The 26,824-nt window shown below is 72.4% G+C and carries 18 protein-coding genes and 1 pseudogene; 9 read left to right on the plus strand and 10 right to left on the minus strand.

Translation table 11 applies throughout. The features are described 5' to 3' along the window. Nucleotides 1-73: 73 nt before the first annotated feature. The 4 genes from KF840_19040 to KF840_19055 all read right to left on the minus strand — a co-directional run bounded on the left by KF840_19040 (nt 74) and on the right by KF840_19055 (nt 7,227). The gene (locus KF840_19040; GenBank protein MBX3027008.1) at nt 74-2,269 is read right to left on the minus strand and encodes a matrixin family metalloprotease; all 2,196 of its coding nucleotides are present in this window, start codon (nt 2,267-2,269) and stop codon (nt 74-76) included. Between the two features lie 214 nt (nt 2,270-2,483). Then, nucleotides 2,484-4,787 carry a hypothetical protein gene (locus KF840_19045; GenBank protein MBX3027009.1) on the minus strand — a complete coding sequence of 768 codons (2,304 nt, stop codon included), beginning with the start codon at nt 4,785-4,787 and terminating at the stop codon, nt 2,484-2,486. Nucleotides 4,788-5,005: 218 nt separating this feature from the next. Continuing rightward, entirely contained in the window at nt 5,006-5,896 is an 891-nt protein-coding gene (locus tag KF840_19050; GenBank protein MBX3027010.1) for an Hpt domain-containing protein, read from the minus strand. 131 nt (nt 5,897-6,027) lie between these two features. After that, entirely contained in the window at nt 6,028-7,227 is a 1,200-nt protein-coding gene (locus KF840_19055; GenBank protein MBX3027011.1) for an MFS transporter, read from the minus strand. A gap of 158 nt (nt 7,228-7,385) precedes the next feature. Between KF840_19055 and arfB the strand changes: the two genes are divergently transcribed. Further along, nucleotides 7,386-7,805: an aminoacyl-tRNA hydrolase gene (arfB, locus tag KF840_19060; GenBank protein ID MBX3027012.1), complete on the plus strand. Its 420-nt coding sequence runs from the start codon at nt 7,386-7,388 to the stop codon at nt 7,803-7,805. A gap of 17 nt (nt 7,806-7,822) precedes the next feature. Here the strand turns inward: arfB and KF840_19065 are convergent, their stop codons facing one another. Continuing rightward, a complete protein-coding gene (locus KF840_19065) occupies nt 7,823-7,999 on the minus strand; it encodes a hypothetical protein (protein ID MBX3027013.1) in 177 nt (58 codons plus the stop codon). 212 nt (nt 8,000-8,211) lie between these two features. On the opposite strand from KF840_19065, the gene KF840_19070 reads away from it, so the two are divergent. The 3 genes from KF840_19070 to KF840_19080 all read left to right on the plus strand — a co-directional run bounded on the left by KF840_19070 (nt 8,212) and on the right by KF840_19080 (nt 12,639). Then, nucleotides 8,212-10,323, plus strand: coding sequence for a hypothetical protein (locus tag KF840_19070; protein MBX3027014.1), 2,112 nt, complete (start codon nt 8,212-8,214; stop codon nt 10,321-10,323). Between the two features lie 63 nt (nt 10,324-10,386). Further along, on the plus strand, nt 10,387-10,983 hold the full coding sequence (locus KF840_19075) for a tetratricopeptide repeat protein (protein MBX3027015.1): 597 nt from the start codon (nt 10,387-10,389) through the stop codon (nt 10,981-10,983). A 69-nt stretch (nt 10,984-11,052) separates the two neighbouring features. Continuing rightward, the gene (locus KF840_19080; protein ID MBX3027016.1) at nt 11,053-12,639 is read left to right on the plus strand and encodes a fumarate hydratase; all 1,587 of its coding nucleotides are present in this window, start codon (nt 11,053-11,055) and stop codon (nt 12,637-12,639) included. A gap of 268 nt (nt 12,640-12,907) precedes the next feature. Here KF840_19080 and KF840_19085 read toward each other — a convergent pair whose 3' ends face one another. The 5 genes from KF840_19085 to KF840_19105 all read right to left on the minus strand — a co-directional run bounded on the left by KF840_19085 (nt 12,908) and on the right by KF840_19105 (nt 20,505). Then, the gene (locus KF840_19085) at nt 12,908-14,443 is read right to left on the minus strand and encodes a hypothetical protein (GenBank protein MBX3027017.1); all 1,536 of its coding nucleotides are present in this window, start codon (nt 14,441-14,443) and stop codon (nt 12,908-12,910) included. A gap of 98 nt (nt 14,444-14,541) precedes the next feature. Continuing rightward, nucleotides 14,542-15,933, minus strand: a complete 1,392-nt coding sequence (locus KF840_19090; GenBank protein MBX3027018.1) for a TolC family protein — start codon at nt 15,931-15,933, stop codon at nt 14,542-14,544. A 5-nt stretch (nt 15,934-15,938) separates the two neighbouring features. Then, entirely contained in the window at nt 15,939-17,075 is a 1,137-nt protein-coding gene (locus KF840_19095) for an efflux RND transporter periplasmic adaptor subunit (GenBank protein ID MBX3027019.1), read from the minus strand. Then, a complete protein-coding gene (locus KF840_19100) occupies nt 17,072-20,200 on the minus strand; it encodes an efflux RND transporter permease subunit (protein ID MBX3027020.1) in 3,129 nt (1,042 codons plus the stop codon). The genes KF840_19095 and KF840_19100 overlap by 4 nt, the downstream gene beginning before the upstream one ends. Continuing rightward, nucleotides 20,200-20,505, minus strand: a complete 306-nt coding sequence (locus KF840_19105; protein ID MBX3027021.1) for a hypothetical protein — start codon at nt 20,503-20,505, stop codon at nt 20,200-20,202. The genes KF840_19100 and KF840_19105 overlap by 1 nt, the downstream gene beginning before the upstream one ends. Nucleotides 20,506-20,759: 254 nt before the next feature. On the opposite strand from KF840_19105, the gene KF840_19110 reads away from it, so the two are divergent. From KF840_19110 to KF840_19130, 5 genes and pseudogenes are all read left to right on the plus strand, one after another. Continuing rightward, nucleotides 20,760-22,271: an MCP four helix bundle domain-containing protein gene (locus KF840_19110; GenBank protein ID MBX3027022.1), complete on the plus strand. Its 1,512-nt coding sequence runs from the start codon at nt 20,760-20,762 to the stop codon at nt 22,269-22,271. Then, nucleotides 22,268-23,599 (plus strand): sigma-54-dependent Fis family transcriptional regulator, encoded by a 1,332-nt coding sequence (locus KF840_19115; protein ID MBX3027023.1) that lies wholly within the window; start codon nt 22,268-22,270, stop codon nt 23,597-23,599. The genes KF840_19110 and KF840_19115 overlap by 4 nt, the downstream gene beginning before the upstream one ends. Nucleotides 23,600-23,668: 69 nt before the next feature. Then, nucleotides 23,669-24,139: a hypothetical protein gene (locus KF840_19120; GenBank protein ID MBX3027024.1), complete on the plus strand. Its 471-nt coding sequence runs from the start codon at nt 23,669-23,671 to the stop codon at nt 24,137-24,139. 255 nt (nt 24,140-24,394) lie between these two features. Further along, nucleotides 24,395-25,381: a chemotaxis protein CheW gene (locus tag KF840_19125; GenBank protein ID MBX3027025.1), complete on the plus strand. Its 987-nt coding sequence runs from the start codon at nt 24,395-24,397 to the stop codon at nt 25,379-25,381. A gap of 26 nt (nt 25,382-25,407) precedes the next feature. Continuing rightward, nucleotides 25,408-25,677, plus strand: a pseudogene (locus tag KF840_19130) (response regulator). Nucleotides 25,678-26,824 lie beyond the last annotated feature (1,147 nt).

The raw sequence follows: 26,824 nt of genomic DNA on the forward strand, positions 1-26,824 counted from the left end.
GACCAGCCATCCCGACGCGGTACCCTCCGTGTCTCCGTGCCTCCGTGGTGAGCTTGTTCGTGTCACATCGAGGTTAGCGCGCGATCGGGATGACGCGGTCGTCCATCCGCGCGCTCCAGGCGCGGACGCTGCGGCCGGTCACCGCCGCGTCGCCGGCGGCGGTGAAGTCGACGACCAGCAGCGCCCGCCCGTCGATCGGCAACGGGATCGCGCTCGCCAGCGCGAGGCGCAGGCGTCCCGGCGGCTCGGCGGTGAAATCGACCAGGGCCGCGTCGCCGAGGTGCGCGGTGCGGACGCGCGTCGGCAGCAGTTGCGCGCCGTCGTAGCGCAGCTCGACCTCGAGCGCGCTGGCGCTCGCCGGCGCCGACAGGCCCACCGCCACGCGCCAGCGGCCGCCCGGGAGGCGGCGCGGCGGCGAGACCTGCAGCGCCGTCCCGGCCGGCGCCAGCAGCGGCTCGGCGCTACGCGCCTCCGCCGGCTGCCAACTGCTGTCGCAGTCGCCGATCAGCGCGGCGCGGAAGCTCTGCCCGGCGAGCTGGCCGGTGAGCGGCGCGTAGCTGAGGGCGCCGGCGCGGCAGCCGGTGACGTCGAGCGCCGGCGCGATGCGCTCCTGGTTGGGGGCGCTGCTGGGGCTGGGAAAGAAGACGAAATCCGACCCGCACAGGTCGCGCGCCGGCAGCGCGGGGATCGCGCCGGTGACGAGCTGGAGGATGCGCGCCGCGTCGAGCGGGCTGACGCTGCCGTTGCCGGTCGCGTCGCAGGCGATGCGGTGCTCGGCATCGAGCGCCCGCGCGCCGGCGCTGGCTTGCAACACGATGGCGGCGTCGAGCGCGGTGATCGCGCCGCTGTTGGGATCGGCGGTCTTCTGCGGCTCCACCGTCCAGGCGCCGGCGGCGAGGTCGTCGACGCCGTAGTCGCCGCCGCCCTGCGTGACGGCGATCGCGGTGCCGGCGCCGCGCAGCCGGACGCGCGCGCCGGGAACCGGCAGGCCGCTGCCGTAGTAGGTGATGCGGCCGCGGATGCCGCGCGCCCCGGCGGGCGACGGGGTGCGGGTCGGCGGGCGCGCCGTCGCGGTGGCCGGCGGCCGCGCGGTGGCCGTCGCGCTCGGCGGCGGCGTCCGGGTGACTGTCGGCGTCGGCGTGTCGGGCACCGGATAGATGGCGCGCGCGCCGGCGAGGTCGTCGGCGGCCAGCGCCGCGCAGCGGCCGTCGAAGCGCGCCGTGCCGGACATGGTCGCGGTCTCGTCGGGCGAATGGCCGAGTCCGACGGTGTGGCCGAGCTCGTGGGTGACGATCTGGGCGAGATTGCAGGCGGTCCACTGCGGACAGCCGCCCCAGCCGTTGGCGATGGTCGCCTTGCCGACCCGGATGCGCCGGTACTCGACGCCGCCGACGTCGCGGCGCTCGTCGGCGTAGCAGTAGCCGCCTATGCCGAGGATGCCGCGACAGTCGACCGGATCGTCGATCTCGTCGAACGGATCGTCGAAGACGACGCGGTTGGCGCCGTCGCAGCCGGCGAACGACGCCGGCGCGTCGAGCAGGCCGTCCTCGAGCAGCAACGAGGCGCCGTCGATGCTGCTCCACGTCGCCAGCGCGTCGGCGGCGGCATCGAGCGCCACCGCGCGCCCGAGCGCCGCGTCGCCGCGGCCGTCGATCAGGAAGCGGATCGGCTGGCCGGCGTCGGCCTCGAACCAGCGCGAGGGATCGCCGAGGTAGGTGAACGGCGCCGCCGGCGGCGCCGGCACGCGCGCCGCGATCGTGCGCGCGGCCGCCGCGGGCCGGATCGCCTTCGCCGCCAGCCCGCCCAACACGTCGGCCAGCCGCTCGCCGGCCGATGGCGGAATCGGCGCGGCGTCGGCGGGATCGAGCAGCAGCACGTCCCCGAAGCTGCGGATGGCGGTGCCGTCGGCGGCGAGGTCGTACTTGCCCATCGCCATGCCCGTGGTGCGCAGCGTGCCGCCGGCGGTGTGCTGGAGAAACGCCAGCACGCGCGCCCCCGGCTGGTACTCGGGCGCGCCGAAGATGCGCTCGACGCGGCCGCCGGCGCGGCCGCCGGGCTCGTCGAGGACCAGCGGCCCGGCGGGCACGGCGCCCAGCACCACCTGCTCGGGCAGCAGCACGACGCGCGTCACCGCGGCACCGTTCTCGAGGCCGACGGTGGCGACCTCGCGCACGGTGGCGACCACCGCGACGTCCGAGCGCGCGGCGAGCTGCGGCGCGTCCATGCGCACGAACGTCGTCGCCGTCGCCGGCGCCGCGCATGCGAGCACGCACGCGACCGCCCATGACAGTCGCACCGATGCCCGCGTGCCCGCGTCTCCCCACATGGCCGGTCATCCGGGCAGCGAATTGCATGCCATGAACCCTGCGGGCGCCGCCCTGCCCGGCGGCGCGACGCGCGCGACGGCGAAGCGTCAAAACGATTCGCCGCAGCGGGGCGCATGCGGGGGCGCGCCGCGCCGCGGAACGTGCGCGCCCCCGCGCTCAGGCGAGGGTGACGCGCGCGCTGCCGGCGGCGTCGATCACCACCCGCACCACCCAGCGGCCGGACGCGTCGTGCGAGAACACGTCGGCGGCGCCCTGGCCGACGGCCGGCGCGACGCGCGGCAGCGCGCGGTCGCCGCGGATGCCCGTGGCGCGAACGCTGTGCGGCGTGTGCAGCGCCCAGCCGTGCACCTCCGCCGTGGTGCCCGGCACGCCCATGACGTCGAACGCCAAGGCGTCGACGCTGGCGGCGACGCCGGCGATGCGGCGGTCGCCCATCGTCGCGTAGCGCGCGACGTCGCCGATGAGCGCGCGCTCGCCGGGCAGCAGCGGACACAGCACGCGGAAGTCCCAGTCCTGGAAGTCGAGCGCCACCGTCCAGGCGCCGTCGGCGGCGAGGCGGGCGCAGGTGCCGCGGCGCCAGTCGTAGGCGATCACCGGGCCCGTGGGGCGCGCCGCGCCGAGATCGGCGAGGGCGATGGTGTCGGACAGCGCCTGGCGCTGCGCGCTGGCGTGCAGCGTGGCGACGTACACCCAGCGATGCGCGCCATGCTGGGAGAGGGTCTCGCCGGTGAGCAACGCGGGCGTCAGGTGGCCATGGCGCAGGAAGCAGCGATCGATCGCCGCCAACGGCGCGTCCGGCTTCACCAGCACGCCGTCCTCGCGGCAGGTGCGCCGCACCAGGTCGCGGTCGGCGGCGCCGATGGCGTCGCCGATGCCCACCGGGCCGGCGCCGAGCGCGGCGAGCAGCGCTTCGACCTCGGCATGCGGCTCGGCGCCGCGGTCGGAGAGGAAGACGTCCTTGAAGGCGTTGAGCCCCAGGCCGCGCGCCAGCGCGTTGACGTGCAGGAACCACACCCAGTTGAGGCCGTTGTCGAACAGGTAGCGGTAGTCGCCGCTGGTGCGGATCGAGGTCAGGTGGCGCAGCGTCACCGACTGCAGGAAGTCCGCCGGCGTCGCCATGCACCATTGCAGCGTCAGGCCGTGCGCCGACGCGGCGGCGTCGAGCGCCTCCTGCCACTCGCGGGCGCGGCCGGCGCCGGCGCGCAGGCCGCGCACGCCGAAGAACGATTCGACCAGCCAGTCCTGCTCGTAGGTCGCGGCGCCCCAGTCGGCGGCGGCGCGCAGCATCTGGTCGACCAGCTCCGGGCCGCGCGGATGGGCGTAGGCGCCGTCGACCCACGCCGCGTGGCGCGCGAAGTACGGCGAGGCGCTGGCGAAGTGGCGGCTGTGGAAGGCGAGCGGCCGGCGGCCGAGACGGGCGCGCAGGTCGCGGAAGCCGTCGGGAAAGAGATCCGAGCGCGGCTCCCAGCACAGCATGCCGCTCGGCGGCACGATCGGCGCGCCCGCTTCGCTGACCGGACGCGGCTGCTCCTGCGGATAGAACCAGGAGTCGATCTGCACCAGCTCGATCGGCAGGCCGCGCGCCTCGCAGTCGGCGACGGCGCGCTCGAGGGTAGTCAGGTAATCGGCGCCCGGCGCGGTGCGGTAGTAGTAGTGGGCGCCGTTGTCGGTCCAGTAGGAGAGGCGCGCCAGGCCGGGATCGGCGTAGCGGCTCGGGCGGACGGTGCCGGCGCGCTGGCGCAGCAGCGCGGTCCATTCGGTCAGCGCGGCGCGCGGCGAGGGCGCCGCCCACAACGCCAGCTCGCTGGCGAAGCCGGGCGGCGCGTGCTCGAGATCGCCGTGCCAGCCGCAGCGCAGGCCGTCGGCCAGCGCCTCGGCGTCGCCCGGCACGGCGATGATCTGCTCGTGGAAGGTGTCGAGCGCGCCGAGCAGCAGGGTGCGGCCATCGCCGGCGATCAGCAGCAGCGGCGACACCACCGCCGGGCGGTGGGGCGCGAAGAGGAAGCCGCCGCCGTCGGCATCGCCGAATACCGGCAGCGCGAACTCGGCCCACTGGTGTCCGTAGGTGCGCGCCCCCGCCGGCGCGCCATCGACGGCGCGCTGCAACGGCTGGAAGGCCGGCCAGGCGACGCGCGGCACCGCGAACGGACCGCTGGCGCCGCCGGCGATGCCCTCCGGCGCGGCGAGCCGGAAGATCGCCAGCGGCCGCTCGCGGTAGACGCGCAGCGCGGTGCGCAGAACCGGCGCGGTCGGCGGCCAGCACAGCGTGACGGCGGCGAACGCGCCCAGCGCGTCGGCGCCGTCGGCGCGAGTCAGCGCAGTCGCCTGCAGCGGCGCCGCGCCGGCGAGGCTGAGGCGGCCGGGACCGAACCAGTCGGGCTCGCCCCAGCCGACGCGCACCGCCCCGTCGTCGTCGACGCGCACGACCAGCCCATCGCCTCCGCGCAGCTCCTCGGCCATCGCGGCGGGGGTACCACAGGGGCCGGAGCGGCGCACGGCGGGCGGCGCGGCTTACCCGCCCGCTGAAGAACGGGTCGGCTACTGCGGGCGGGGGGATTGTGCGCCAGCTCTTCGTTGCCGGATCCTCGACAAAACCGACCGGTTTGCCTCCGGTTCGGCGCCTCGATCTGGCGCACGATCCCTCGCCCTCGCGGCGCCGCCTGTTGTTCAACGGACGGTTACCGCTCGGGGATCTCCAGGCGCACGGCGCACCCCTGGCCGTCGCGCGACTCGATGCCGACGGTGCCGCCGAGGGCGCGGATGGCGCAGGCCACGGCGTCGAGACCGACGCCGCGCCCGGCGAGGGCGTCGGCGCGTTCGCGGGTGGAGAAGCCGGGTTGGAGGACGACGTCCTCCGCGCGCCCGCCGAGGCCGGCGCGGCGCGCCGCGGCGGCGATGGCCGGACGATCGAGGCCGCGGCCGTCGTCGCTGACGCTGAGGCACAGACGCGCCGGCTCGCGCAGCGCGGCGACGAGGATGCGGCCGACCCGCGGCTTGCCGGCGGCGTGGCGCTCGGCGGGCGTCTCGATGCCGTGGGCGACGGCGTTGCGCACCAGGTGCAGCAGGGCGCCGCGCAGCCCGCCGGCGGTGTCGCCGGTGAGGACCACGCTGCCGCCGCCGACGTCGAGCGCCACCAGCTTGCGCTCGCAGGCCGCCGCCGTCGCCGTGGCGCGCACCAGCAGCGGCGCCAGCGCCCGCAGCGTCAGCGCCGCCTCGCCGGCCACCGGCGCCGGGTCGGACAGCTCGCCGCGCACCCGCTCGACGACCCGGCGCAGGGCGTGCAGCTCGTCGGTCTCCTGCAGCCCGATTCCGGCGCCGCGCACGGCGTCGAGCAGCGACTCGGCATCGTGCAGTTGCCGCGCCGCGTGGCTGTAGCCGGCGGCCGCGGCCCCGACCTTCATGGTGTGGAACTCGCGGAACAGCGCCTCGAGGACGGCCGGCGCATCGGGCGCCAACGGCCGGCCGAGCAGCGATTCGACCCGCGCCAGGCTGCCCGCCGCCTCGCGCGCGAACACCGAACGCAACTGGCCCTGCAGGGCCTCCGCATCGACGCCGATCTGGGTGGTCATGCCCATCGAACTGCTAGGGCATCACGCAAGACTCCTGCCACCGCGCCGGCGACGATGGGCGCGGGCGCGAGCCGGCGAGCGAACCCGACGAGCGACGACCCCGCGTCGCCGAGCGGCAAACGGCGCCCGGCTCAGGCCGACTGGAGCGGCTGCGGGCTCGGCCGCGGCAGCGCCAGGAACAGCGGCACGCTGACCAGGTAGATGGCCGCCGCCACCATCCAGGCGAGGCCGATGTCGGTCTCGCGCGCCAGCCAGCCGAGCGCGATCAGGCCGGTGCCGCCGCCGAGGGTGAACGCCATCGAGCGGATCGACAGCACCGTGGCGCGCCGCGCGGCCGTGGCGTGCTCGTTCATCCAGGCCTGCAGCACCGGCTCGCTGATGCCGAAGCCGACCTCCTGCAGCAGGAAGCCGACGAAGGCGAGCGGAAAGCTGGTCGCGGCGCCGGCGCAGCCGAGGGTGAGGGCGCGCCAGGCGACGGCCAGCGCCAGGGTGCGGGCGCGGCCGAGGCGCGGCAGCAGGCGCGGCACGGCGGCGCTGCCGATGATCGAGGTCACGCCGAGGAACGCCCACACCCAGCCCATCAGCCAGGGCCCCTGCCCCGACAAGCCGCTCAGCCGCGGCTGCCAGAGCTGGAAGGCCGGCATGGTGGCGCACGAGGTCAGCGCCGTCAGCAGGCAGAGCTGGCGCAGCAGCGGCGCGGCGCGGACGATCTCCACGCCCTCGCCGATCGCGGCGGCGAGCGAGTAGGAGCCGGGGGCGTGGGCGGCGCGCGGCGGCCGCGCTTCGCGCATGAGCGCGGCGCCGAGCAGGGCGCACAGCAGGAAGCCGCCGGCCCCGATCAGCCAGGGCAGCGCCAGGTCGCGATCGGCGAGCTGGGCGGCGCCGAGCCCGCCGAGGATCGCCATCGCCTGACCGAGCATCTGACCGCGCGAGAACAGGCGGTCCACCGGACGGCGGTCGCCCTCGGCGTGCACGCCGTCGACCGCCCAGGCGTCGAAGGCGCCGGTGGCGAGGGTGGTGCCGATGGCGTCGATCACCTCGGCGACCAGAAACGCCGCGAAGGTGTCGGAGCAGTAGTACATGGCGAACGCCGCGGCACGGATCAGGCAGCTCAGGAGGAACGACGCCTTGCGGCCGAACGTGTCGGCCACCGCGCCGGTCGGCACCTCGAACAGGCAGATGGTGATCAGGTAGACGGCCAGGACGAGGTTGAGCTGCAGCAGATCGAGGCCGCGGTCGAGCAGGAACAGCCCGTAGGTCGGCCCGAGCGCCGACCAGGCGATGCGGTAGACACAGGTGAGGAGGTAGTAGACGCGTTCGGTACGGGTCATGGCGCGGCCGACCCGTGCTCGTAACCCGCCCGCCAGGCCCGGTCCACGAAATCCAACACTCGTGTCGACCGCCCCCGCGCGGTCCCCCCTGGAGGTCCCCCATCTGCCCCTGCCCTGCCCCTCCGACCTCCGTGCCGACATGCGCTATCCTCCGGCCCATGGAGGCGTTGCGAATCACCTCGTCGATCACCGTGCCGCTGGCGGAGATCGAGCTCAGCTACGCGCGCGCCGGCGGACCCGGCGGGCAGAACGTCAACAAAGTCGCCTCCAAGGCGGTGCTGCGCTTCGATCTGCGCGGCTCGCCGTCGCTGCCGGAGCGGGTGCGGCAGCGGGCGCTGGCGCAGCTCGCCAACCGCGTCACCGGCGAGGGGGTGCTGGTGCTCTCGTGCGCGACCTCGCGCGATCAGTCGCGCAACCGGGCGTTGGTCCTCGAACGGTTGCGCGCCCTGCTCGCCGCCGCCGCCGTGCCGCCGCGGCCGCGACGGCCGACCCGGCCGACGGCGGCCGCCAGGGAGCGTCGATTGACGGCCAAGAAGGCGCGCGGCGCGCTCAAGCGGGAGCGCGGGCGGGAGGAGTGATCCGCGTCGGCGCGCGGTCAGTCGGTGGACGAGCTCGTCGATTCGGAGACGGGAGGGGCCGGCGGGGTCGGCGCCTCGGCTTCCGGCGGCTGCTCGGCGAGGGCGGTCGTCGCCTCTACCGACTCGCCTGGGCGCGCCCGCCGGCCGCGCGCCACCGCCCGGCCGTCGAGTCCGCTCCAGGTCGCTCTGCGCATCTCCGTCATCGCTCCCCCGGACGTACCAATCCACATGCCAGTGAGATGCCGTGTGACGCGGTACGGTGTCGGCGTCGGCGGGAATTCACGGCTGGGAATGATACGGGAAGTGGATTCCGGTACCAGACAAGAAATTGCCCGCGGCGCGCGCGCCGGGTTGGCAATGCTGCCGCCAACGGGTTGAATGACCGGACCATCCAAGGGGGAACGTCATGCGCCGTATGCTCATCGCTCTGATTGCTGCCATCACCGGCCTGGGACTCGCCGCCACCGCTGCCCGCGCCTGTCCCGGCGACTGCAATGGGGATGGCGTCGTCACCGTCGACGAGCTGATCCGCGGCGTCGGCCTGGCGCTGGAGGCGGAGACTGGCCGGTGCAGCACCTTCGACGCCAACGGCGACGAGCAGGTCACGATCGATGAGCTGATGGCCGGCGTCGCCACCGCCCTCGGGTCGTGCCCGGCGCCGCCAGCGGTCCGCTTCGCGACCATCGACATCGCCAGCGCCGCCGCGCCGGCCGACACCCCCGGCAGCCCCGGCGTGGTGGTGAGCAACGCCAAGCTGCTGGCGCAGTTCGGGCCGGACGCCGACCTCAACTTCGCCCGTTACACCCGCTTCCACTTCGACGATGCCGGCGATCGGCCGGACGCGATCCTCGTCCTCGTCCCCGGCTTCGAGGGCGGCGCCAACACCTTCAAGATCCTCGCCGAGAACCTCCTGCGGCGCGCCCGCCGCGAGACCCAGTTGGTGGTCGAGGTGTGGGCGTACGACCGGCGCAGCAACCAGCTCGAGGACACCGCCGGGCTCGACATCGCGGAGACGCTCGCCGACGGCACCGTCGCCCTCGACTGGCTCTACGGCGGCGAGCTCGGCCTGCCGCTCAGCCCGGCGCTGGCGCCGCTCGGCCGGCGGGCGGTGTTCTACAACACCCAGGACGACGTGCCGTTCATGGCCAACTGGACCGGCCTGGTCTTCTCGCGCGACATCGACGCCATCGTCAGCGCCGCGCGCGCCGCGGCGCGCCATGCCAACGTCTTCCTCGGCGGCCACTCCGCCGGCACCGGCTTCACCGCCCGCTATGCGGCCACCGACTTCGACCTCGACGGCAGCGGCCCGCCGCAGCCCGGCTACGAGCGCCTGCGCGGCCTGGTGCTGCTCGAGGGCGGCGGCGGGTCGACCGGCGGCGCGCCGCTCACCGACGACGCGCTGGATCGGATCATCGCCCGCGCCGACGGCGGCCTGTTCGGCGCCGTGCGCGACAACGCGCCGCGCTGCGTCGACGGCACCACCCCGTGCGCCGTCGCCAGCGAGGCGGTCGACTGCGCCGGCCAGACGCCGGCCAAGTGCACGCCGCCGGCCACCGCCTACTCGGTGGTCGCCGGCCTGCTCAACCCGCGCATCCTCGCCAGCGTCGAGGTGGTCGGCATCCAGGGGATCACCGACCCCAATACCGGCCAGGCGCTGCTGTCGGTGCCGCAGGGCGGCGATCCGGACAACACCGCGATCAAGAAGGTGCCCGACCTCGCCACCCTGTCGGTGCTGCCGGTCGGCACCGTGGAGAGCGGCATCGGCAGCTTCCTCGACGACGACGGCTTCGTCTCCCAGTTCGCCTTCTTCGTCGCCACCTCGCTCGGCGAGCCCGGGCCGGTGGTCGACGGCCTGGCCACCTGGCACGCCGTCGAGGACGGTCCGCTCTCCGCCAACGCGCTGGTCGACAACGGCCCACCGCCGACCGACCTGCCTGCCCGGGTCTGGGGCCGCGAGGTCGAGCCGACGCGCTTCGACCGCATGATGCCGACCTTCTATGCCGGCGGCAGCAACTTCACCGACTGGTACTATCCGTCGTCGGGGCTCAGCACGACGACCGCCCCCGGCGTCTGCGCCGGCGGTCGCTGCACCGCGGGCAACGTCGGCGCCGACTGCGGCAGCGACAGTCAGTGCACGCAGGCGATCAACCTCGACTCGAGCGCGCTGTCGATCGGGCGCGGCCGCCGCGACATCGAGAACCTCACCCAGGCGGCGGCGATCGACATCCCGGTCATCGCCTTCGGCGGCAGCAACGGCCTGACCCCGATCCCCGCCAGCTACCTCGGCTTCGCGCAGAGCATCGCGCCCTGCGCGGCGCCCACCTGCGCGGGCGCGCCGCGCGTCATCTCCGCGACCGAGCCGAACCCCGCCTTCCCCACCTTCGGCGGCGTCGCCGGCGGCTTCGAGGTCTACATCAGCGAAGGCTACGCGCACGTCGACATCGTCACCGCCGAGGACGACGGCACCAATCACGTCGTCGCCCCGCTGGCGGCGTTCCTGGACCGCAATGCGGACTGACCCCGAGGCCGTCCCCGACCGTCGCGTGGCGATCGCCGGCCGGTTATGGTTTGAATCGGTGACGTGAAGCCGCGACCGCTCGTCATCTCCCTCGCCCTCGTCGTCGTCGCCGCCGCCGTCGGCGGCGGCCTGTTCCTGCGCGCCCGTCCCCACCCGCCGGCGGCCATCGTTCCGGCGGCGCCGCTCGGCCCGCCCAGCGCCCTCGCCGCGGAGGGCATGCGGCTCGAGGACGAGAACGACTTCGCCGGCGCCGGCGCCCGCTACCAGGAGGCGCTCGCCGCCGACGACGGCGACCGGCAGGCGCGGCTGCGCCTCGGCCTGCTGCTCTTCAAGCAGGCGAAGTGGGCCGACGCGGTGCCGATCATGATCCGCGCCGCCGGCGAGAATCCGGACAACGGCGAGCTGTTGATCAACCTCGGCACCGCCCTGCTGCAACTCGACCGCAACGACGAAGGCGTCGAGTGGCTGACCCGCGCCACCCAGGTGGTCCCCGACTCGCCCGCCGCCCACAACAATCTCGGCGTCGCCCTCGCCAAGGTCGGCCGCTTCGACGACGCCGCCGTCGAGTTCCGGCGCACGCTCGAGATCAAACCCGACCACCGCAGCGCCGGCCGCAGCCTGCAGATGGTGCAGCAGCAGATCCCCGCCAAGCTGCGCTGACCGTCCGGCTCCGCCGCGCCGCCCATTCATCGTAGGAGTCCGCCCGTGCCCGAGTTCCAGTTCCAGGAGATGTTTCCGCATGGCGAGGACGCGACGCCCTACCGCCGGCTCCCCGGCGAGGTGGGGATCGACCGCTTCCGCGGCGAGCCCCTGCTCGTCGTGCCGGCCGCCGGCCTGACGGCGTTGGCGGCGGCGGCGGTGCGCGACGTCTCGCACCTCTTCCGCCCCGGGCACCTGCAGCAACTGCGGACGATCCTCGACGATCCCGAGGCATCGCCCAACGACCGCTTCGTCGCCCTGAACATGCTGAAGAACGCCAACATCGCCGCCGGCATGGTGCTGCCGTCGTGCCAGGACACCGGCACCGCGATCGTCATCGGCAAGAAGGGCCAGCGCGTGTGGGTCAGCGGCGACGACGACGAGCGCGCGCTGGCGCGCGGCATCTACGACACCTACGTCGGCACCAACCTGCGCTACTCGCAGTTGGCGCCGCTCACGATGTACGACGAGGTCAACACCGGCACCAACCTGCCGGCGCAGATCGAGCTCTACGCCGTCCCCGGCGACGCCTACCACTTCCTCTTCGTCACCAAGGGCGGCGGCTCGGCCAACAAGACCTTCCTCTTCCAGGAGACCAAGGCGCTGCTCAACCCGCAGGCGCTGCTCGCCTTCGTCGCCGACAAGCTGCAGATGCTCGGCACCGCGGCCTGCCCGCCGTACCATCTCGCCATCGTCGTCGGCGGTCTCTCGGCGGAGCTGACGCTGAAGACCGTCAAGCTGGCGAGCTGTCGCTTCCTCGACGACCTGCCGACCCAGGGCACTCCGCTCGGACACGCCATCCGCGACGTCGCGCTCGAGGCCGAGGTGCTGCGCCTGGCGCGGGACACCGGCATCGGCGCCCAGTTCGGCGGCAAGTACTTCTGCCACGACGTGCGCGTCGTCCGCCTGCCGCGCCACGGCGCCAGTTGCCCGGTCGGCATCGGCGTCTCCTGCTCCGCCGACCGCCAGGCGAAAGCGAAGATCACCGCCGACGGCATCTTCCTCGAGCAGCTCGAGACCAACCCGGCGCAGTACCTGCCGGACGTCGACGCGCGGAAGCTGGGCGGCGACGTGGTCGCGATCGACCTCAACCGACCGATGGCGGAGATCCGCGCCGAGCTGTCGAAGTACCCGATCAAGACCCGCCTGGCGCTCAGCGGGCCGATGATCGTCGCCCGCGACATCGCCCATGCCAAGCTGAAGGAACGCCTCGACCGCGGCGAGGATCTCCCCGCCTACGTCAAGCAGCACCCGATCTACTACGCCGGCCCGGCCAAGACGCCGCAGGGCTACGCCTCGGGATCGTTCGGCCCCACCACCGCCGGCCGCATGGACTCGTACGTCGATCTCTTCATGCGCCACGGCGGCAGCCTGATCACCCTCGCCAAGGGCAACCGCTCGGCCGCGGTGACCAGGGCGTGCAAGGAGCACGGCGGCTTCTACCTCGGCTCGATCGGCGGCCCGGCGGCGGTGCTGGCGCAGGAGAACATCCGCAAGGTCGAGGTGCTCGAATACCCCGAGCTGGGCATGGAAGCGATCTGGAGGATCGAGGTCCAGGACTTCCCGGCCTTCATCGTCGTCGACGACAAGGGCAACGACTTCTTCGGCCGGCGCTGACGGTCGGCGCGGCGGTGGCGAAGCCGCCCACGACGCGGCCATTCCACGCCGGCGCGCGAATCGGCGAACGAGACGGCCAACCTCGATACGACACGACACCTTCACACGGAGGCACGGAGACACGGAGAGGGCAGCGTCGGAATGGCGGGTGGATGCGATCCCCATGGCCATTGCCGATGGCGTTGGCGATCTCGCTCCCGAACCCCTCTTGTCCCGGTTCGTCCGTGTCTCCGTGTCTCCGTGGTGAAGTGTTGTCGTCGCATCAAGGCTAATAGCTGAGCTCGAGATTCGTGAAGATGGCATGGGTGTCCTGCGGCACCGTTGGTCCGGAGTGGACGTACATGATGTTCTGGCTGTCGACGGCGAGACGCATCCAGGACAGGGGCTGCCAGGCGACGCCGCCGACGAGGCGGTCGAAGTCGAGCGGGTCGGGATTGTAGGCCAGGTTCGGATACCACCGCTGCCACATCCCGAAGGCGCTGAGCGGCCAGTCGCCCAGGTTCACGTGACCGAAGACGTTGTACCCCTCGCCCACCGCCGTCGGGCTGAGGATCTGATTGTACAGGGTGAAGAGCGGATTGGTCTCGTCGCCGAGCTTCTGCGGCGGGGCCGCGCCGGTGAAGAAGTTGTAGAAGGAGTTCTGGTTGTACGTGCGGTCGTATTCGAAGGCGATGGCGCCGCGCCGGCCGTTGTAGTGGACGAGCGCCGCCATGCGGCGGATGACGGCGTCCGGCGTGTCCGGGGCGACGTTGCTGTAGCCGTAGCTCATGAAGAACGTTCCACCGAGGCGCTCCCATCCCGGATGCTGCGCGAACGGGTAGACGCTGATCCGCCCCTGCGGCGACCGGTTCTCGTTGAGCTCGGCCGAGTGAAAGGAAGAGCCGTTGTAGTAGCCGAACCAGTAGTCCGCGACGCGCGTGCCGTCGTAGGTCACGGGCCCGGTGACCGCGATGCCGAGGTCGCTCGACGAGTAGGCGAGGAAGTTCAACGGCACCAGATTGACGAAGCGATAGCCGTACATGTCCTCCTCCCAGGGGATCAGCGGATTCTCGATCTGACCGATCTTCACGTTCGTGTCGGTGAACCCCGGCACGTCGTGAAGACCACGCAGGTCGCGGAAGACGTCGTTGATCTGGAGGAAGCCGTACTTGAGGCGGAACGAGAGATCGCCGTTGAGGTTGGTCGCCACCTGGGAGCTGCGGGAGGTGTTGGTGACCTCGGTGGGCGAGATCTGGCGGTAGATGTTCGGCGTCACCCGAATCGTGAAGCGATCGCTCGGGTACCAGAAGAGATTGATGTACGTGCGGGTGATGTCGAAGGAATTGAACCCGTCGTTGCCGGGCCCGGGCGGCGTGAGCTGGGTGAGGAGCTGGGGGCCGTAGCCGGTGTTCACGTAGTACGCCCAGTTCATGTAGATCAGCGTCGAGAGCGAGAAGTGCCGCATCCAGGCGGGCAGCTCGTTCTGCACCGCGTTCTTGACCAGCGTGTCGAGGTCGCCGGTCGCCGGCGACGGGACGGGAAGCGGCGTGGCGGTGAACACCGGCGTTGGCGCGCGAGCGGACCGCGACGCCGTCGGCGACGGCAGGGCGCCGCCGGCCTGCTGTTCCTCACGCAGCGCGTCGAGCTCCTGTTGGGTGATGATGCCCTTCCGCACCAGGAGGTCGCCGAGGTCCTCGGCGACCGCCGCGCGGTGCAGGGCGGCGATCGTCAGCAGACACACCCCGACGATCGCCAGCGGACGGGCCGCGAGGCGGTGGGCAACATAGGGCGACGGTGGCTGCGCGCGCTGGTCGAGTGTCGTCATGGCGGTGTGAGCGGACCCCGACGTCCGCCTGCCACGCGTGCGGCGTGGCGCGTCACTGGTGGTGCGCGCGCCGTCGGCGGAGCGCGCTCTCGGCCCGGCTACCCCTTCGCGGGAGTCGACGCGGCCGTTGGGTCGAAGGCGGCATCGCGATCGAGCGCCGCCTTGGCGACCGAGAAGCTCGCCAGCGCCTTCACGCGCTGCGCCTCGTCCTCGGTGAGGCGTTGTTCGGCGTCGGTCAGCTCGATGATCGTGCCGAGCCCGGCGCGGTAGCGCTCGCTGGCCAATTCCAGCTCCACACGCGACGCATCGAGCGTCTGCTCGGCTTGATGCACCCGCTCCACGGATGCCTGCCAATCGAGAAACGACCGCTTCACCTGCAGGATGATGAGCTGGCGCAGGGCCTGGATGTCGTGCTCGATCGCCTCCTGGCGCAGCCGGGCCTCGGTGACCTCGTGGTCGGTCTGGAAGCCGTCGAAGAGCGGCCAGGTGATGACGAGGCCGGCGTAGTAGTTGTTGCCCGGCGTGTCGTTCTGGCCGCGCAGATTGTAGCCGGCGGCGGCATCGACGCGCGGCCAGTAATCGCTGCGATACTGCGCGATCTCGGCGCCCGCCGCGCGCACCTTGTCGAGCAGCATCTTCAGGTCCGGTCGCTGGTCGAGCGCGTGCGCGACGAACGGGTCGACCACGCCGGGGACCGCGGAATACGACAGCGCGGTCGCCTGCGTGTAGTCGGGCGCCGAGCCGCCGAGCCCCATCGCGTTGTCGAGGCCGAGCTTGGCCGTGGCGGCGGCATTCCGGGCGTCGACGAGCTGGCGCCGCGCGCGGGCCAGGGCCGCCTGCGCCGTCACCACGTCGATTTCCGGTTTCAGGCCGGCCTTGGCTTTGATCTCGGCGTCGTGGACGTCCTCCTCGCGCTGATCGATCGCCTTCTCGAACACGCGCACGATCTGACGCGCCGCGACCAGGTCGTAGTAGGCCTGGGACACACCGAATGCGAGGTCGAGCCGCACCAGTTGCAGGCGCGCGGCGTCCGCGTCGGCCTCGGCGCGGCGCTGGTCGATGAGGCCGCGCGTGCGCCCGGCGTCGAAGAGATACTGATCGACCCCGAGACCGGCGAGGTAGTTGTTGAACGTCTCCGTGAGCTGGTTGACGTGGCGGCCGGTGCTCGGCTCGCGCGGGAAGTCGCCGGCGTTGATGTACGTGGTGTTGCCGATGCCGTTGTCGGTGGCGCGGAGGTATTCCGCCACCCCCAACACCTGGGGCAGCAGCGCCGCCCGCGCCTCGCCGACCCGCTCCGTGCTGGCGCCGGCGATCGCCGCGGCCGCCTGGCGGGCGGGGTGATAGTGGAGCGCGATGTCGATCGCGCGTTCGATCGTCAACGCCTCGCCGGCCGCGATCGGGTCGTCCGGCATGGCGCCCTGGACGCGGGATCGAGAGCAGCTCAGCACGATCGCCACCATCCACGCGACGCGGCGAAGTCCGCAGCCCATGACCGTCACCCCTGTGCCGCGGCGCGCGGCGCCTGGTCGGCGATCACGGCGCGCACCTTCGCGCCGGGCGACAACGTGGGGCTGATGTTGGCGACCACCGATTCGCTGCCGTCCAGGCCGGATGCGATCTCCACCCACTCGCCGGTTGCGATGCCGGTCGCGACGGCGGCCCGCTCCAGGACGCCGTCGCGAACGAGGTAGACGAAGGGACCGTCATCGCTCGCGCCCACCGCCGTCGCGGGAACGCGCAGGGCGTTCGGGTGACGCGCCAGCTCGAGCGTCACGTCGGCGTACATGCCCGGGTAGAGCTCGTGGCCGTGGTTGTCGAGATCGACTTCGGTCAACATGGTGCGCGTCGCCAGGTCGAGCGAATTGGCGAAGCGCACGACCTCGCCGGTGAAGGCGCGTCCGGGGAGCTCCTTGAGCTGGACCGTTGCCGGTTGGCCGCGGCGGATCAGGGCAGCCTCCTCCTCGGGGACGTAGACGTAGACCCGCAGGCGATCGATGTCCGCCATGCTGACCACCGGCAGCGGACCCGATCGCTGCCGCTGCTCGGCCGGGGTGCCGCTGCCGTTCGCATGCCCGTTGGCCTCGATCAGGGCACCGGCGTCCACGTAGCGCGCCGTGATCACGCCGGCGAACGGCGCGACGATCTTCGTGTAGCCGACGCGCGCCTCGAGCTCCTCGACCGCCGCCTTGGCTTGCTGGAGCTCGCCGAGGGCGACGTCCACGTCCTCGCGCGCCAGCAGGCGCGGATCGGTTTCCCACACGCGCCGGAGGCGGTCGTACGTGACCCGGCGCACCTCGAGGCTGGCGCGCGCGCGCCGCAGGCGCTGCTCGAGCTCCGGCACCTCGATCTCGGCCAGCACCTGGCCCTTGGTGACCCAGTCGCCCTTGTCGACGTCGATGTGGACGAGATAGCCCGTGACCTTGGCGTAGAGATCGGCTTCCGAGCGACCGATGATGTCGCCCGGCAGGGAGATGGCGCGCACCGCATCGGCGCGCTGCGGCCGCACGGCCGCGACCGCGAGCGGCGGCGGCTCGGTGATCGGATTGGCGGCTTCGGCGCCGAGGCCGGCGAAGCGGAGGCCGACGGCGACGAGGCCGGCGGCGAGCACGGATGCGATGGCGAGGCGCCTCATGGCGATGTCTCCCGACGCGCGCCGTAGAGCAGCTCGTACACGGCGGGGACGAGCAGGAGGGTCAGCACGGTCGAGACCGCGAGGCCGCCGGCGGCGGCGCGCGCGAGGGGGGCGGAGGCTTCGGATCCCGAGCCCAGACTGAGGGCGATGGGCAGGAGCCCGACGACGCTGGCCAGGGCGGTCATCAGGATGGGCCGCATGCGCACCCGCGAGGCCTCGACCACCGCCTGCCGCAGGGGCAGACCGTCCCGGCGGCGGCGATTGGTGAAGTCGACGAGGAGGATCGAGTTCGACACGACGATGCCGACCATCACGATGGTGCCCATGAACGACTCGATGTTCAGCGTCGTCCCGGTGGCGAGCAGCACCGCCACGACGCCGATGAGCCCCATCGGCACCGAGAACATGATGATGAACGGGTCGAGGAACGACCGGAACTGCGCCACCATGACGAGGTAGAGCAGCAGCACCGCCATGCCGAGACCGAAGCCGAAGCTGCGAAAGGACGCCTCCATGGCGGACACCGACCCCCGGTACGTGATCTTGACGTCCGGCGGCAGCGTCATCCCCGCGAGGGCGTGCGCGATGGCGGCCTGGGCGCCGCCGAGGTCCTCGCCGCGCGGGGCGACCAACACGTCGACGACGCGCTGGATGTCGTAGTGCGCCGCCTCGGCCGGCTGGGTGTCGTGGGCGATGCTCGCGACGTTGCGCAGCAGGACGGCGTCGGCATGGTCTTCCGCCCCGCGGTCGCCGCGTACCGGGATGTTCAACAGCGTGTCCAGCGAGTTGATGTCCTGCTCCGCATACTGGGCGGTGAGGAAGTAGTCGTTGCCGTTCTTGGGATCGATCCAGATCGACGGCGCGATCATCTGGTTCGACGTCAGGGCCGTGATGAGGTTGGTGATCACGTCGCGTTGGGTCAGACCCAGTCGCGCCGCCCGGACCCGATCCACGTCGACCCGGAGCGAGGGATACGCGGCCTCCTGCGGGATGAAGGCATCGGCGACCTCGGGCAGACGTCGCGCCACGCCGGCGACCTGCTGCGCCGCCGCGTGGAGCACGTCGTAGTCCGGACCGCTGAGTTGGACGTCGATCGGCGCCGCGAGCCCGAAGTTGAGCACCGCGTCGATGATGCTGCCCGACTCGAAGAAGGCCTGCACCTGGGGCACGCGCGTCGGCAGCGCCTCCCGCAGCGTGCGGACGTACTGCCAGGTGGAGCCCGCGTGGTCCGGCGTCAGGCTGACCATCACGAATCCAGAGTCGCTGGCGGCGTTGGGGGAATAGATCGCGGAAAACCCCGGGGCGAGACCGAGGTTCGACACCACCATGCTCAGGTCGTGCGGCGGAATCAGATCGCGCACGACCTGCTCGACCTGCGCCGCCAGGTCTTCCGTCACCTCGATCCGCGATCCGGGCGGGGTGCGCAGGTGGATGATGAACTGGCCGGCATCGGTGCGCGGGAACAGCTCGGTGCCGAGCCGGGTGGCGCCGAGCACGGCGAGCAGGAAGAGCGCGGTCATGGAGCTGATGACGATCCGCTTGTGGTCGAGCGCCGCGGCGAGGACCCGCTCGTAGCGATCCGCGAGGCGTTCGTACGCGCGTCCGAACCAGGCGAGGCGGCCGTGCCCCGTGCCCGCCACCTCGGCCCGCGCCTCCGCGTTGCTCAGGAAGCGCGCGCAGAAGATGGGGATGACGGTCATGGCGACGACGTAGGAGGCCGCCATCGCCAGCACCACGGCCAGCGACAGCGCCTGGAACAGGTACTTCGCGACGCCGAACAGGAACATCACGGGGAAGAAGACGATCACCGTCGTCAGCGTCGAGGCGAGGACCGGCAGGGCGACCTCCTCGGCGCCGTCGCGCGCCGCCGCCGACGGGCTCTTGCCGGCGGCGAGGTGGCGGCTGATGTTCTCCAACACGACCACCGAGTCGTCGACCAGACGGCCGATGGCCAGGGCGAACCCGCCGAGCGTCATCACGTTGGTCGTCGAGCCGTTGAGAAACAGCCCGAACGCCGCCGCCAGGACCGACAGCGGAATCGAAATGAAGATCGCCAGCGTCGACTTGAAGTTGCCGAGGAAGAGCAGGATGACGAGCGAGGCGAGCACGGCGGCCGACCCCGCTTCGTGCTTCAGGCCGTCGATGGCCTCGCGGATGTAGGCGGACTGATCGAAGATCGCCTGCATCCGCATCCCCTCGGGCAGCCCGACGACCTTCGGCAGCAGGCGGCGCACGCCGTCCACCACCGCGATGGTGTTCGCGGCCCCCTGCTTGAGGACCGGAATGTAGACCGAGCGCGCGCCGTCGATGCGGACGACGTTCTGCTGGATCTGCGCGGCATCCTCGGCATGTCCCACGTCGCCGACGAACACCGGCGCCTGGCCGTCGGCGACGCGGATCGGCACGCCGTCGATGCTCGAGGGATTCTCGATCAGGCTGTTCGAGTCGACGAAGTAGTCGAGCGAGCCGATCTTCGCGTCGCCCGCCGGAATGATCAGGTTGGCGTCGTTCAAGGAGTGGACGACGTCCATCAGCGTCAAGCCGCGGGCCTCCAGCGCCTTCCGATCCGAATACACCATGATCTGGCGGTACTTGCCGCCGAACGGAGGCGGAACCGACGCGCCGGCGACGGTCGCGAGCTGGTTGCGCACGTTGTACTGCGCCTGATCGCGGAGCTGCGCTTCCGAGAACCCCTGACCGGCGACCGTCACCAGCGTCACCGGGAGCGACGAGGCGTCGGACTTGAGCACCAGGGGCGGAAGCGTGCCCGGTGGCAGATGGCGCAGATCGGCCATCGCCAGATTGGCGAGCGAGGCGGCGGCGGTGTCGACGTTGGTGTCGGGATGGAAGAAGACGCGGATGATGCTCACCCCGGGCAGGGAGCGCGATTCGATGTGCTCGATGTCGGGACCCAGCGTGAAGAAGCGCTCGAAGCGGGTGGTGATGTCGCGCTCGATCTCCAACGGCGGCATGCCGGGATAGAAGGTCGCGACGACGACGGCCGGCATCTTGAGGTCGGGGAACACGTCGACCGGCATGCGCGCGAACGCGGTCACGCCGAGCACGGCGACGATCAACGCGGCGACGATGATGGTGTGGGGGTTGCGGAGGGCGAACCCGGGCATCAGAGCACCTGCTCGCAGGGCAGCAGGAAGACGTGCAGCGGAACCTTCGCGCCCTCCTGTTGCGCCGCCGCGCGGTCGCGGAAACGGCGCAGGGCGGCGACGATGCGCGCGACCTCGGGCTCGGCCAGGGCGACCAGCGCCATGGCGTTGAAGCCCGGTCGGGCGAACGTGTGGAGGGCGACGCCGGTCTCGCCCGCGCCCCACACCTCCGGGACCCGCGTGAAGCTGTGCACCTCGCAGGCGCGCAGCACGGCGAGGACGTCGTGCTCGAGGGACTTGCGGAAGATGAGGACGACCATCTGCATGAACGGACCCTGGGCGCTGGTGACGGGGAGATCTCCGTGGGCCGGCGGCAAAGCAGGATCGATACCGTTCGCCGCGCCAGGGCGCCGGGCCGGTCGCCGCGGCGGCCGCCCCGGGGTCGCGGTCCAGATTTCACCACGCGGGTCCAGAATGGAGCACGGCGCGGGCCCCCGTCGACCCGAGCCGCGGCGCGCGCGCCGGCGGCGGGTTGTGCACGCATCCTGCAAGGGAGGGAACCGTGGTCATCAGGTCGACAATGGCGCTCAGCGCGAATGTGCTGCCCTCGCCGCGTTGCGTGCCCACCGCGACGAACGTATCGTGGCACCGGGCAGTGAAGACACGACTCGCTCAACGCCTGTTGCTCGCCTGCGCGGTCGTCGTGGTCGCGGCGCTCGCGTCCACGTGGTGGAGCCTCCGCTCATTGCAGGAGGCCGACCGCGCGGCCGAGCACCTCGCCGATCGGAGCGCACAGGGGCTCGATCTCACCGCGCGCCTGGAAACCGTGGTGCGCGAGAAGAGCTTCCTCGCCGACTACCTGGTCTCCGGCGACGAGCGGCTGCTCGCCTCGCTGCGCCCGCATCGCCAGGAGTTCAGCGACTGGATCGATGCCATGGGCGGCTTCGTGCGCACCGATACGGAGCGCAGCCTGCTCGACGAGATGCGGCGTCGGTTCGCCTCCTATACCGCGGCGTCCGACGACATCGTGCGGCTCGAACGGGCCGGGCTGACCGACCAGGCGCGGCAGCGCTTCACCACCATGGCTGGCGACGTCGAGGCGTTGCTGAAGAGCGGCCAACAGGTGTTCGCCCTCGCGGCCGCCGACATGCGCGAGCGGCGCGCGGTGGCGCAGGACGAGGTGGAACGCGCGCGCCGAGCGATGCTCTGGCTGACTGGCATCGGCGGGCTGTGCTCGCTGGCGTTGGCGGTGGCGCTCGCCCGCTCGGCGTCGCGGCCCCTGCTCCGCTTGGTCTTCCGCCTCGGGGCCACCGAGATCGGCGAAGGCGTCGCCATCGAGGGTGACGAGGTGCGGACGATCGAGGCGCACGTCAACGCCCTGCTCGAGCACGTGCGTCAGCAAGAGCGGGCGCTGCAGCAGGCGGAGAAGCTGTCCGAGCTGGGCGAGATCGCCTCCGAGCTCGCGCACGAGACCCTGAACCCGATCACCGGCGTGACCAGCATGCTGCAGGCCCTGCGCCGCGCGCCACTCCCGCCGGACCGGCTCAACCGCGAGTTGGTCGACATGGAGCGGATGCTGGGACGGGTCGCGACCACGGTTCGTCGCCTGATGTCCTACGCCCGGCCACTCGAGCCGCACATGCAGCGCGTCTCGGTCGCGGCCGTCGTGCAGCGCGCGGTGTCGAGCGTGCAGGCGGGAACGCGCGTCGGCGGGTCGATCGTGCGCACCTACGGCATGGAATCGCGCATCGAGTGGACGATGGACCCCGAGCTCATCGAGCAGGTGCTCGTCAATCTGCTGGTCAATGCCTGCGAAGCCTCGCCGCCGGGCGCGCCGGTCGACGTGGCTCTCGAGGCGCCGCCGAACGACGATCTCGCGTTGGTGGTCCGCGATCGCGGGAGCGGCATCGCGCCGCATCACCGGGAGCGCCTCTTCCATCCCTTTTTCACCACCAAGCCCCAGGGCAACGGGCTCGGGCTCGCCATCAGCCGCAACATCGTCCACGAGCATCGCGGACGGATCGACGTGCGCGCGCGCGCGGCTGGCGGCACCGAATTCCGCGTCACGCTGCCCCGGTCGGAGCGCCCATGAGGCGATCGGTGCTGGTCGTCGACGACGAAGAGCTCATCCGGCGCTCGCTGCGGATGGCGCTGGACGGGGCGGGATACGCCGTGCAGGTCGCCGCCAATGGCGCCGAGGCCCTCGCCGCGATTGCCGCCGACCCGCCGGACTGCGCCCTGATCGACCTGCGTCTCGGCGACGTCGACGGGCTGACGGTGCTGGCGGAGGCGCGGCGCCGGATACCGGGGCTGAAGGCGATCGTCATCACCGCCCATGGCGACGTCGACAGCGCCATCCAGGCGCTCCGCTCGGGCGCCTACGACTTCATCCGCAAGCCGTTCGATCTCGAGGAGATCATCGCGTCGGTGAAGAACGCCCTGCGCACCGACGAGCTCGAGCGGCAGGTGGCGTATCTCAGCGGGCGGAGCTCGGAGCTGATCTTCGCCGCGCCGGCGATGGGCGCGGTGATGGAGCTGGTGCGCCGGATCGCCTCCCAGCCGGTTCCGGTAGTGCTCATCCTGGGCGAGACGGGCACCGGCAAGGAACTGGTGGCGCGCGCCCTCCATCGCGAATCCGCGCGCGCCGGCGGCCCGTTCATCGACCTCAACTGCTCCGCGATTCCGGAGTCGCTGGTCGAGAGCGAGCTCTTCGGCCACGAGCGCGGCGCCTTCTCCGACGCGCGCGAGCAGAAGCGCGGCCTCGTCGAGCTGGCGGACGAGGGCACGCTGTTCCTCGATGAGATCGGCGATCTTCCCGCCCCGGCGCAGGCGAAGCTGCTCCGCTTCGTGGAACGGCGCGAGTTCCGCCGGGTCGGCGGCACCGCCCTGCACACGGTCGACTGCCGCATGGTCGCCGCCACCCACCAGCGCCTCGACAGCGGCCCGCAGTTCCGGCGCGACCTGTACTTCCGGCTCGCCGGCGTGACCATCACCCTGCCGCCGCTGCGCGAACGCGGCGACGACGTGCTGCTGCTGGCCCAGCACTTCCTCGGCTCCTATGCTCGCCAGTACCGCAAGGACCTGGGCACCTTCACGCCGGAGGCCGCGCGCCTGCTGCGCGGCCATCACTGGCCGGGCAACGTCCGCGAGCTCAAGGCGGTGATCGCCGAGGCGGCGTTGATGGCGGACGCCGACCCGATCGGGGTCGAGCATCTGCGCGCCCTGCAGCGGAGCAGGCTGTCGTCGCTGGCCGTGCAGCCGCAGACGATGGACGACATTCTCGCGATCGAAGATCTCGAACAACGCTACGTCCGCGGCGTGCTCGAGCTGTGCGGCGGCAACAAGATGCTGGCCGCCGAGAAACTGGGCATCTCGCGCCAGACGCTGGCTCGCTGGCTGGCGGACGGCAGCGAGACGTAGCGCTCCTCACAACCGCAGACACCGACCGGCGCCCCGAGCCGGGAGCCGCGGTCGGGAAAGGGACTGGAGATGACTCGCTACTCGTGTGTCGTCGTGCGCCCGTTGTCCGTCCTGGGCGCGTGCGCCGCCCTGCTGTGCGCCACCGGCTGCGCGCCGCGCAACATCTACTGGATGAACGCCGACGCGGAGATCGGGCCGCAGGTGGTGCGGCCAACGCCGACCGTTGGACCGCAAGGGTATTTGTCGGTCGCGACCCAGCACTTCGGCGAACCTGGGGACGAGGAACCGGAGAAGTACCCGCCGGTGTTCCTCTATGATCGGAGCGGTCACTGGCTGGAGGAGCTGCCCAACGACACCGACGATCCCCTGGCGCTCGCGCCCGGCGAATACATCCTCCTCGTCGGCGAATCGATGGATCCCATGGGCGAATTTCGCCAGATTCAGGTGCGCATCGACGATGGCCGGACCACGCGGGTGAATCAGGCCGATATCGACCACGCCCCGCAGCTCTGGGCGCTCTCCCGCGCGCTGTCGCGGTGATCCGCGCCCGGCGGAACGCCGCTCCGCGTCGCAGCGGAACGCCGACGTCGCCGGCGACGCGCTCGGCGCGCGACCACGCGGACATCGCGCCCGCGGCGCATGGCGGATGCCATGCGCCGTCGAGAAACTGCCCACGGCGCAGCGATTCTTCGACGACCTGGTCGTTGGCGCCATCGCGCAGGTCTCCCATCATGCGCCCATCGCCGTGGCATGACGGCTGCTGTGACGTCGCGCTCGACTGGAGGATCCGCGACGATGCTCGACAGCCCCCTCATCACCGGCGGCGCGCCCGCTGCCGATGCCAATGCCCGCGTCCTGGTCTGCGCGGTGGACCGCGGCCTGTTCGGCATCCAGGCCGGATGGGTGGAAGCGGTCTACCCGACCGCCGCGACCGCGGTGCAGGCGACCCGCACCGACAGCGGCCAGCGCCAGGCGTTCATCGTCCACCGCGACGAGCCGGCGCTGATCGTCGACCTGCGGCAGGCCATCGGCCTCGACGGGCTGCTCGGCACGGCGACCCGCGACGCCTTCGTCGTCCTCCGCTCGGGGCCCGCCCTGCTCGCCCTGCCGGTCGACCACTGCGTCGGCCTGCGCACCCTCGATCTCGGCGGCCACCCGCCGGTGGCCAGCGCCGTGCGCCGCGACGACGGCCTGCCGGTCGGCCACCTGCTCGAGCTCGACGGCCGCATGCTGGTGGTGCTCGACCCCGCCCGCATCCTCGACGCCCGACGGCGCGACGACATTCTCTCCTCGCAGCGCCGCGCCCGCGCCGTCTGCCAGCGCCAGCACAAGCTGGCGACGCTGTGGGAGGAGATCCGCCGGACGCCGGATCCGGCGGCGCTGCGCACCTTCGCCTCGCTGTGCGGCCGCAGCGGCCGCGCCCGCGCCGCCGCCGGCGCCCGCGCCGTGCTCGCCGCGCTGCCGGGCGGCGCCGGCGACGGGTCGGGGTTGCTGCCCCTGTTGATGCGCCTCGCCGCCGAGGGCCGCAGCGGCGTGCTCACCTGTCGTTGCGATGGCGCGCCGGTGGCGCTCGAGATCGCCGCCGGCCGTCTGATGGCGGTGCGCAGCGGCGGCGAACATGGGCGTCCGGTGCTGGCGCAGGTGCTCGCCGCGCGCTGTCACGAGATTGCCTTCACCCCCGGCGGGGTAGAGGCGCATCGCGGCAGCGGCGACAGCACCGCCGCCGCGGTCATCGCCGCGTTCGAAGCTCGCCCGGTTCGCCGGCGCCGCGCCGGGCAGTGATCGAGACGCCTTCAAGGAGCGAAGCCATGGACGAACAGGTTCGCATTCTCGTGGTCGACGACAGCGCCACCATCCGCACGGCGCTGCAACTCATCCTGGCGCCGACGCCGTACGCGGTCGACTTCGCCTGTACCGGGGGCGAAGCGATCGAGCAGGCGGAGCTGGCGCCGCCGGCGATGATCCTGCTCGACTTCATCCTCCCCGACATGCGCGGCACCGAGGTCTGTCGCACCCTGCTCGCCAGCGAGCGCGCCCGCGCCGTGCCGGTGGTGCTGGTGTCGGCGCGCGGCGCCGAGATCCGCCAGGCGTACCAGGACATCGACAACGTCGTCGCCTACCTCACCAAACCGTTCACCCCCGAGCAGGTGCACGAGGTCATCGAGGACGTCCTCGCCCTGGGCGCGGGCGCCGTGCCGGCGCCCGCCGCGGCGGCCCCGCTGGCAGTCCCGGAACCCGCCGTCGAAGTGGTGCCGGCCGCCCCCACCACCGAGGCTGCCACCGAGCCCGCCGCCGCGGCGGTCGCGGCGTGGACGGACCCCGACGACGAGCTCGACGACGAGCTCGCGGCGGAACCGGCGGCGGCCGCGGCGCCGCACATCGCCGGCGCCCGGCGCGCGGCGCTCGACGCGATCTTCGAGACCCTGCGCGCCGGTCTCGAGGGCGTGCACGTCGAGGAGGCGGAGACCAGCGCCGGCGCCAGCGCCGGCGCCGACGGGTCGCGTTCGTACCCCGAGTTGGTGGCGCAGGTCGCGCGACAGCTCCAGGAGACGCTCACCCACGCCGCCTCGGGGGCGCGCTACAACCTGTGCAGCGACGGCTCCATCCGCTCGCTCGAGGATGCCCTGCTCGATTCGTACCGCCGCGTCTGCCGCTTGGTCTTCCGCTCGGCGACCACCGCCGTCGCGCCGGCCGTGGCCGAGGCGCCGCGGCCGCGGGTCCTGCTCGTCGGCCGCGCCGACGGCGACGCGGCCGAGGCGGTCGCCACGGCCGCCAGCGACGCCGACTGGCACCTGTTCCGCATCACCGCCGGCTTCTGCCAACTGCCGCTGATGGCCCGGCTCTACGGTCCGTCCCACCTGGTGGTCGATCTCTCCGGTCCGACGCTGTGGGGCGAGCTCGCGGCCCTGCGGCAGATGAGCGAGAGCCGCCGCCTGCGGGTGGTCGGCGTCGTCGACGCCGGCGCCGCGCCGCCGGAAGCCGCGCAGCTCGCCGCGCACGGCATCGCCACCCTGCTCACCGCCGGCCCGCGCCTGGCCGACGACATCCACGCCTGGGTAACCGGCGAGGAGTCCAGCGCCGAGCCTGCCGAGCTGCCCACATCCGCCGCCGCCTAGTCAGCAGCCCGTTGAAAGACAGTTCGGCTACTGCGGGCGGGCCTCGTGCGCCAGCTCTTCGTTGCCGAATCCTCGACACAACCGACCGGTTTGCCTCCGATTCGGCGCC

This window comes from bacterium, assembly GCA_019637795.1.
Classification (GTDB): domain Bacteria; phylum Desulfobacterota; class Binatia; order HRBIN30; family CADEER01; genus JAHBUY01.